Here is a 6,295-nt window from a genome sequence, read left to right on the forward strand (position 1 = left end):
GGAAATCTCACCATACTTCATCTCGGCATTCGCGTAGTAGAAGCCCCCCTCTCCGGATTGACAAATATCGCATCCAAAAAAATATAGGTCCACCGGAACGAGGCCCGCATTGAGGTATGTGTAGTTCCACGTGTCGGTGATGAAGATTAGCCCGCTCTTGTCATACAGGTCGCCAGTCACATTGTAGAAGGCCGACTCGTTCACCTGGATGTTGTACGTGACCTTGAGATGCTCGAATCCGGCATCACCGCCCAGGTCGACTCCCTCGTCAGAATGAGGCGGAACGAAGTAAGCGTAGACACCCTCGAAATCCGTCGCCTGATAGAGCTTCGTTATGTGAGTGTCGTTGGCTAAGACTTGGATTGCACCTTTCTTGATCTCGAGCTCAATTCTGTACGGTCCATCGAAGTTCTTCTTGCGGATCCTGAAACCGAGGAAGTCGAGTCTGACGGTAACGTCCCCCTCGGGGAGGTAGCTCTCATTTGAGGTTCCCGTGATCCACGTCATGCCAGAGTTGTGAAGGTCGCCTTTGACAACGTATACGTCGGCGGTGTTGACAGTGATGTTGACCAGCGCCACGAGATAATCGAAGCGGCCATTTGAGTTCGTGTCCAGGCCGTAGTCGTAGTGGGGCGGATCGAACTCCACCGGCGGACGCTGGAACTCCGTGTATTGATGGAAGCCCGTCTGATTGCTGGCGATGTTGAGCAGGTTGAAGGAACCGTCGTAGAGGACGAGCCTGACAAGATAGGGCCCATCCTTGCCGTAGTTGTATATGTCCACGCCATCGAACTCTATGTGGATGGTCACATCGCCTGGATCGAGGTCCTTCGTGATGCTGTCGGGAACCGTTATTGTTTCCCCCAGGTCGTCCTTCAGCTTTGGCTGAATAATGTACTTCCCAGTATAGTTTACCTGCAGAGTCGCGTTAAATGCAAGGAAATCGTAGTAGCCATCCCCGTCCGTGTCCATGCCGTAGTCCTCATATGGGGGTTTGAAGTAGCCATCCTCCACGGCTCGGACGTTGAGCGGGACGAGAAGGACCGATACGACTGTCAGAACTGCCAGTATCCGAGAGAACCTGGTGACGGAATACTCCCCCAACGTACCCACTCCCCCACTTATGTGGACAACATCTCAATCTCTTGTGTCCTTAAAAGCCTTTTTCCCGTCGTTCCTCGCCTTCAGTATGAACTTTTCACAAACAGTCCAGGCAACATTTAAATATAGGACAACGCGATTCCCTTTACGCACTTGAGAACGAGGAGGCGCAAGTAAGCCAGTCTCCGAAGTGTTCAAGGAGGGTCGAGATGAAGAAACATACGATTGGGGGGATGTTGAGCAGAAGGAGATTGATCGCGGTATTCCTTTCCTTGTCCTTCATTCTAGGGACAGTGCTGGTGACGTACGCTCAGGCAGCCAAGATGGAGCAGTCGGCGACCGTTAAGATATACGATGACGACAAGCTGGTAGCGGACCTGACGATCCGTCACTATACCGTCAATCCCAACTTCGCCGTCATGCACGCGCTTCTGAAGATCACGAACAACTACGAGCAGGACATCTACCTCGAATACCTCTCTGTCGAGTCCTGGAGCGGTGACAACACGGAGGAGACCAGCGTCATGTATGGCAAGGCCTCAAAAGGCGGTGTCACGATAGCAGCTGGAGAGACCGTCGTGTTCAGAATCAACGTGAAGGCCTATCATCTTTACGACCTGATAGAAAACGACGATGTCTGGTCATACACGATAATCACGTGGACCCACGCAGGAACGACGTATTCCCAGTCCGAAATCGTCCATACAGATGCAGAAGACTGGTGGCGTCAGCTATATTTCTAGCTGAGTCCTCCTGAGCCCTGTTCTGAACGCTACCACAGCGAACAGTCCAACCGCGATTTTCGACATGCTGCCGGTGAAGAGAATGAACACCGTGTTGATCTTGTAGTTCGGCAGGAGATAGCCATCGAGCGCTGCGAGAGCGAAGACGGAGCAGAGAAGGAAGAGAACGGACATCGCGATCAGGGGAGTATACGATCTCCCCGCCTTCTGAGGGAACTGCGGGCCTCCTCCGCGGGACGTCTCCACCGCCCTCGATCTCCTTCGCTCCAGGAAGAAGAGAACGACCGTCGCCTCCAGGATGATGACCGCGAAGAGCGTCGTCGCGAGGTACATGTTGAACGAGGTCTTCTCCGTGTACCAGATGTAGGTCGAATTGAGCCCCAAGTGGAGAGAGACGGCCAACGCCACGAGAACGGCGCTCCAGAAGATCCCGTAGACGACTCCCAGCACCGAGTTCCGTGACACGGGAAGCGAATCCCGCCATCTACTATTAAGCGTTTCCAGGCAAGCTGGGTGAAATGCTTAAGTAGGGAAGTCAATACACATCCTGGTGAGAGTGTGGAAGAAGAGGCACCCGCGTCGCTGAAGATCGTCGCAGCTCTCATGTTGACGCTTTCCATATTCATAGTCCTGGTCAACGGATTCCTTGCATGGCTGTTCAGCGGGGAGCTCTTCCTGACCTTCACATCGGTGGGGATCATTGCCGTCGTTCTGCTGGCGTCAGGGGTAGTGGAGTTCATCAGCGGGATAGGGCTCTTGAAGCTCAAGAAATGGGCCTGGTCCTGGGCCTTCTACTCCTTGCTGATCGCCCTCGTGATGTTCATAGCCCTCATAGCCAACCTCTCGATGATTGGCGGGATCCTTGGCGGTCTGCCCGGAGCTGGCACGTTCGCCACGATAGGAACCGTCATCCTGATCGGTCCCATCCTCATACACATATTCGCGATAGTCTTTCTATTCACGAAGGAGATCAGGTCCGCGTTCGCCCAGGATCAGTGAACATCGATCCACAGGTGAAGCGAGTTGTAGGCCTCTGACATGTCCCCGTCCCTGTACAAAAGAAACTCGAGCTTGTAGTCGCCGACATCCGCTATCGAGAAGTTGAACGAAGCCTCCCACACGTCCCCGTGGTCCAGAATCACGATCTCCTCGTGCAACGTCACTCGCGAGATCTCCACAGGCTCGTCCTTTTCCGAGCTGGTATTGTAGACCCATTGGATCGTCACCAAGTCCTTCCTGACCGTGTAGCTCACGTTGGCGAGCTCGTGGTTTGCCACCCCGATGATGACGGTCGCGTTCTCGGTCGCGTTCAGTGAAGTGGGATAGTCCTCCGCCATGCCGTTCTCGTCCAGGATGTAGAACTCCGTGAACCTCTCTCCGACCCGCGGGACCGTGAGTGCGTACACGAGAACGCTGACAGCGACTATTATCGAGATCACGAGCGCGACGGTGAGCAGCCTGTCCAGCGTGGAGTACTCCTCCCACTCCGGGATGGCTAGGTCGACGGTGAGCGCGAGCCTCTCGTCGACCGGGAGACGCATCCTGCGCCAGTAGGCGGCCCCGCACATCAGGAGGATGAAGATGAAGATCGCCGCGACGGTTGTGGGCTCGAAGATCCCCCACGTGTAGTTGAGCAGAAGACCGAGCAGGGGGACGACGGCGATCGAGAGGCCGAAGCTGAGGGCGACCCGCTCTATCCAATCTATCTCCTTCCCGCTCGGGAACAGTGCCGCGATGAGGGCGTAGCCGGGAAGGAAGAGGATGAACAGCAGTCCGAGCACGACCCTGAGGGGCCCGCTCGCCGCCAGCGCGACGGCTATGACGAGAAGAATCGAGGATATGAGAATGACGAGAAGATCGTGTGGCTTTTCGCGGAAATGGATTCTCAAGTGCGGCCTCCAGTAGATGTTAGTATTTTTCTACGTTTATTTAGAACTATCGCGGAATCTGGGGAAAAAGGGCGAAACGGATATTAGGATACCGCACATTCAGTCACGTTCCTATGTGGAGGAAGGATTTGAGGAAAGGACAGGAACTGGTCTTGCCCATGGCCTTCTTAGCACTGGTGATCCTCGCGGAGGCCGCGCTCGCGTTCGGGAGCTTCTCGGCGGGGATAGTCATCCACCTGATGACGGTCTTTGCACTCATCGCCGTCTCCTCGGTCGTACACTCCCAGAAGCCCGAGATGTCGAGGCTGCTCGTCGCCCTGATATTGGTCCCGCTGATAAGGATATTCAGCCTCTCCACACCCTACTGGCCCTTCTCCGACACGCTCACTTGGCTGGCCGTGATAACCCTCCCGATGCTGGCGGCAGCCTTCTCCACGGTGCACGTTCTGAAGCTCAAGAGGTCGGACTACGGCCTCGTTCTCGGACCGTGGAAGCTGCTCCCCGTCCAATTGGGAATAATCCTTCTCGGCATCCCCCTGGGTCTCCTCGAGTACTACATCCTGGCACCGGACCCCTGGATCTCCGACCTCGCTCTGGGGAGCCTGATCTTGGGCGGGATCGTGATATTCTTCGGGACGGGACTCGCCGAGGAGCTCATCTTCAGGGGCATAATCCTCCACAATTCGTCGGCCGTGATGAGCTGGCCCGTGACTATAGTCTACGTCTCCACGATTTTCACGGCGATGCACCTGGGCTTCCTCTCGGTCCTGGACCTGGCTTACGTGTTCTCCGTTGCCCTGTTCTTCGCCTACGCCGTGTACAGAACGCGAACGCTCGTAGGCGTAATAGGATGCCACACGCTGCTCAATATCGTTCTGTACCTGATAGCCCCCAATGTGTTCTAGAGCTACAGGACTTCCCAGATCTTGGTCGCGACGATGACCATGAAAACAAGCATCAGCGACGCAATCGGGATGGTCAGTATCGATGCGAGGTTCCTCAGCTTCTCGTTGTTCACTCCGCCCTCCAGTTCCGCTGTGGACAGCTCCTTCGCTATGAGCAGGATTATCAGAGCGATGACTGCAGCGACCCCGAGACCGGTGCCTATTGCAGCTGCGGATAGAACAGTCGTTGTCGTTACTGTAGTAATCAACACTTTCCCCCCGTTGTGGCCTAATCCATCTATCCATACTTAAAAGTTTGCCCAGTTATCGCAAGTATCTGGCGGGAATGGTTTCTATGCCGTTCATACAATTCGAGGGCTCATTCTGTAGGAAATCGAATGTCCCTTCGGATCGAGTCGAGCACGACAAGCGCGAAGATGATGGAGACGATCGAGCCCAGGAGGACCTCCAGAGCGGCGATGGTGTTGATGTCGTGGTGCGTCGACAGGAACCAGCCGGAGGATGGAATGGCGGCCGAACTGATCGTGATCAGGAAGACGAGGTGGAGCGCAGGGCTGAGCAGCTTCTTCCAGAGGCTGGAGGCGCTTTCCTCCAGACCCTTGGGGGCCGTGCCCTCCTCGGTCAGAAGCCTCGACTCGATCCTTCCCATGCACAGGCTGCCGTAGATGAGCGTGAAGCAGAGCGCCGTGGTGAGGATGATGAGGGCGCTTCCGTAGAAGAGGTACGACACATCCTCTTCGAGCAGTCCGAAAGTCGATGTCATTCCCACGCCGAGGGCGACGAATGAGACAGCTATGAAGGCCGTCCAGAAGACGACCGCATGAAGCTTCCACGACTCCATTCACTGTCGGAAGAGTTCCTGTGATAATAAGCTTTGGCGGAACGCTTCCTCTCACGATCCCGTTTCTCTTTCTCCCCCTCCTTGGTCGTCTGCCAAAAGCAATGTTCGGCTGGGACATCCAGCGAGCGCCTCTTCACTGAGAAGAGACCTTCAGCCCGACTCCTTCTTCACTCCAAAGGTCTTGACGACGAGCTCCTCGCAGTTCCGAAGGATGAACTCGGCATCCTCAATCGCACCAGGCGCGACATCCTTGAAGTACTCCACGCCCACGCCCTCCTCGAAGCCGTACCCCGCGAGAGCCCTCTCCGCCGCCAAGCTCGCCAGCTTCTCTACCATGTCCTCAACCTTCCCCCGGAAATCGGAAGGCAGATCCCTCCTATCCTTCAACGTCACGAAGACGTCTGAGACATCATGCTGTTTTGGGAAGTCTATCCCCAAGGAGATTAAGACGGCCTTCGCAGCGTGCTCGGAGCACATTTGGGCCGAGTAGACAGCGTCGTCCCATCTGGAATCGGGAAGAGCCCTCCTTGCGCTCTCGATCCATCTATCGGATCGCTTGAGAGCGAGAAGGGCTGTGTCGAGAGTGTTCAAAGCTCGAGCACCTCCCCCGCCTTGATATCGCCCAGGACCCAATAATGGCCCACGGAGGGAATCTCTATCCTCCTAGCCCCGATGTCCCTCAGCCTTTCCTCGAACCTCGATTTTTTCAGGTAGCTGCGGAGGCTGACTATGAGAAGCTCGGACCGCTCTTCGCTAAGTTGGAATCGAATTTCCATGGGAACACATTTCCTCTTGTCGGTTTAGGGATTCCTCAGG

10 protein-coding genes are annotated in these 6,295 nt (G+C 55.6%); 3 read left to right on the forward strand and 7 right to left on the reverse strand.

Annotated elements, in window-relative coordinates; translation table 11 throughout:
* A partial coding sequence (locus LN415_09230) for a hypothetical protein (GenBank protein ID MCJ2557267.1) occupies positions 1-1,113 on the reverse strand: 1,113 nt, incomplete at its 3' end.
* A 197-nt stretch (positions 1,114-1,310) separates the two neighbouring features.
* Between LN415_09230 and LN415_09235 the strand changes: the two genes are divergently transcribed.
* Positions 1,311-1,844, forward strand: a complete 534-nt coding sequence (locus LN415_09235; GenBank protein MCJ2557268.1) for a hypothetical protein — start codon at positions 1,311-1,313, stop codon at positions 1,842-1,844.
* On the opposite strand, the gene LN415_09240 is transcribed toward LN415_09235, so the two are convergent.
* Positions 1,833-2,309, reverse strand: a complete 477-nt coding sequence (locus LN415_09240) for a hypothetical protein (GenBank protein MCJ2557269.1) — start codon at positions 2,307-2,309, stop codon at positions 1,833-1,835. The genes LN415_09235 and LN415_09240 overlap by 12 nt on opposite strands.
* A 93-nt stretch (positions 2,310-2,402) precedes the next feature.
* Between LN415_09240 and LN415_09245 the strand changes: the two genes are divergently transcribed.
* Entirely contained in the window at positions 2,403-2,843 is a 441-nt protein-coding gene (locus LN415_09245; GenBank protein MCJ2557270.1) for a hypothetical protein, read from the forward strand.
* Here LN415_09245 and LN415_09250 read toward each other — a convergent pair.
* Positions 2,837-3,733, reverse strand: a complete 897-nt coding sequence (locus tag LN415_09250; GenBank protein MCJ2557271.1) for a DUF1616 domain-containing protein — start codon at positions 3,731-3,733, stop codon at positions 2,837-2,839. The two genes, LN415_09245 and LN415_09250, sit on opposite strands and share 7 nt — an antisense overlap.
* A gap of 128 nt (positions 3,734-3,861) precedes the next feature.
* Between LN415_09250 and LN415_09255 the strand changes: the two genes are divergently transcribed.
* The gene (locus tag LN415_09255) at positions 3,862-4,638 is read left to right on the forward strand and encodes a CPBP family intramembrane metalloprotease (protein ID MCJ2557272.1); all 777 of its coding nucleotides are present in this window, start codon (positions 3,862-3,864) and stop codon (positions 4,636-4,638) included.
* A gap of 2 nt (positions 4,639-4,640) precedes the next feature.
* On the opposite strand, the gene LN415_09260 is transcribed toward LN415_09255, so the two are convergent.
* The 4 genes from LN415_09260 to LN415_09275 form a co-directional block, all read right to left on the reverse strand.
* On the reverse strand, positions 4,641-4,886 hold the full coding sequence (locus LN415_09260) for a hypothetical protein (GenBank protein MCJ2557273.1): 246 nt from the start codon (positions 4,884-4,886) through the stop codon (positions 4,641-4,643).
* 110 nt (positions 4,887-4,996) lie between these two features.
* Entirely contained in the window at positions 4,997-5,479 is a 483-nt protein-coding gene (locus LN415_09265; GenBank protein ID MCJ2557274.1) for a hypothetical protein, read from the reverse strand.
* A 150-nt stretch (positions 5,480-5,629) separates the two neighbouring features.
* On the reverse strand, positions 5,630-6,070 hold the full coding sequence (locus tag LN415_09270) for a HEPN domain-containing protein (GenBank protein MCJ2557275.1): 441 nt from the start codon (positions 6,068-6,070) through the stop codon (positions 5,630-5,632).
* Positions 6,067-6,255: a hypothetical protein gene (locus LN415_09275; GenBank protein ID MCJ2557276.1), complete on the reverse strand. Its 189-nt coding sequence runs from the start codon at positions 6,253-6,255 to the stop codon at positions 6,067-6,069. The genes LN415_09270 and LN415_09275 overlap by 4 nt, the downstream gene beginning before the upstream one ends.
* Between the last annotated feature and the right edge of the window lie 40 nt (positions 6,256-6,295).

Source organism: Candidatus Thermoplasmatota archaeon (assembly GCA_022848865.1).
GTDB lineage: Archaea > Thermoplasmatota > Thermoplasmata > RBG-16-68-12 > JAGMCJ01 > JAGMCJ01.